The sequence below is a fragment of the Leucobacter sp. M11 genome, from assembly GCF_035726885.1.
GTDB lineage: Bacteria > Actinomycetota > Actinomycetes > Actinomycetales > Microbacteriaceae > JAPFRB01.
In genome coordinates this window covers 273,833-275,831 of the sequence record NZ_JAPFRB010000004.1, presented here as the reverse complement: position 1 = coordinate 275,831, position 1,999 = coordinate 273,833, and the positions used below count along the sequence as shown (strand labels likewise).

At 68.9% G+C, this 1,999-nt stretch carries 1 protein-coding gene; it reads left to right on the top strand.

Going from position 1 to position 1,999, the window contains the following annotated elements:
- Positions 1-156: 156 nt before the first annotated feature.
- Positions 157-1,872 (top strand): HNH endonuclease signature motif containing protein, encoded by a 1,716-nt coding sequence (locus OOT08_RS13335; RefSeq protein WP_325093241.1) that lies wholly within the window; start codon positions 157-159, stop codon positions 1,870-1,872.
- The last annotated feature ends 127 nt before the right edge of the window (positions 1,873-1,999 follow it).

Sequence of the window (1,999 nt, the reverse complement as noted above, 5' to 3'; positions counted from 1 at the left end):
TTTTGAGTCCGCCAGAGTTGGGTTTTGCTGTCAAGGATTGCGGTGAAAACGCGCCATATTTTCTTGCGATGATCCGGGGCTGGGGCATATCGTTTTCGATCGGAAATGAGGCGTGAACAGCGCTTTTCTTCGGGGCACTTCGGGTAAAATTGGGGCATGGTCACTTTCACTCCCGTCGCACCCCGCGACACCGCAACCCGCACACCGCGGGGCGGTGCGTTTGCGCGCGTGCCGGGCACGGGGACGGTGACCGGGGCGAGCGCCGCGAAGATCGCGGCGCGGATCGCCGCCGATGCTTTTGCCGCGTCCCGGGTGACCCCGGATGATCAGCGCGAGCATCCCCTTGCCGCTCGCCGAATCGAAGCCAGAACTGCCCGCGCGCACCTCACCGCCGAGGAACTGCGCGCACGCGAGGCGGAGCTGAGCGAGGCGATCTCCGAGGCCACCCGGGAGAAGAACCGAGTGGAGGCGAAGCGGGCCAGGCTCATTGCCGAGCTGGCCGACCTCAACGAGGAGCGCTTTGCGCGGGAGACCAAGGAAGACGCCGCGCGGGTGCTCGCTTCGACCGGGCAGGTCATCGAGCAGACCGTGACCGGCGAGGACCGGGCGCAGCGGATGGGCCAGCTGGGCGAAGAGATCGCGTTCGCGGTCACCGTGGGGAAGCCCACCGGAGCGCGGCTCTTGAACGACGCGCTCGCGGTTTCCGAGGAGCTTCCTCACGTGTGGGAGGCGTTCTCGTCCGGTGCGCTCGACCAGGCTCGCGTGTCCGCGATTGTGCGGGTCACCGCGGACGCGCCGCCCGTGGCCCGCACCATTCTCGATGAGCAGTTGGCCGAGGTTGCCCCGACGCTCACTCCTGCGAAGCTGTTGCGCGTGGCCGAGGATCTTCGGAACCGGGTGGACCCCGTGTCTCCCGAGGCGCGGCACGCGGATGCGTTCCAGCGTCGCGGGGCGTGGAACGAGCCCGCCCGCAACGGGATGATGGAGCTGACGATCCGGCACTCCGCCGTGGAACTGACCGCGGCGTATGACCGGAGCGACGCGCTGGCGAAACAGCTCGCGATCATGGAGAAGCAAGACCACCAGGAGCGCGTGGACGCGCTGAAGGACGCGCACACCGGCACCGAGGAGGAGCTTGCCGCGGCCATTGCCGCGCTCCCGCTCCCCCGCGGCATCGCCCAGCTCCGCGCGGACGTGCTCGTAGACCTGATCTCGCTCGGCGAGATCGACACGGAAACACCTGAAACCCTCAGCGCCTCCGAGGGCGACACGGCTCCCCGGGCCACCACGGCCCCACCCCGCGGGGTGCGCGGACAGGTCCTCGTGACCGTGCCCACCCGCATCCTGGCCGGGCTCACCGACGATCTCGGCCCCGAGGCCAGCGCCGAGGCGATCCTCGGCAAGGAATTCGCCCACCTGGACGGCTACGGGGCCCTCGACGACGAGACCGCGGAGCGGGTCGCCCTCGGGGTTGGTTCCTTCCGGGCGCTGTTCACCGACGACCGTGGCGCGATCCTCAACGTGGGCCGCGACAGCTACGCACCGCCAAAGGCCCTCCGCAGATTCACTGAGATTCGGGACCAGCACTGTCGCTTTCCCGGCTGTGAACGGGCGGCGGTCCGGTGCGACCTCGATCACTCGGTGCCCTGGGACTCGGGTGGGGAAACCTGTCACGACAATCTCGCATTTCTCTGCCGGACCCATCACACGATGAAAGGCCGCGGCGACCCCGGGACGACCGGGCCGGGCAAGACCCACAAAGGCTGGACGCTGCTCGACAACGTCAACGGGGTGCTGGAGTGGGAGACCCTGACCGGACGGCGCATCACAACCCATCCCGAACGACCATCGGCCGCGCCGAGGTCCGACTGACGCGATCCGGGGAGAACCTGTGTCGGCCCTCGCCGCCGCCTCAGAAAGCGTCAGCCGTCCGCCTCGGCCGGGGGTGAGGCCCTGGCTCGCTACGGGCGGTGTCCTGGGGCAGTGCGCGGCGAGGGAA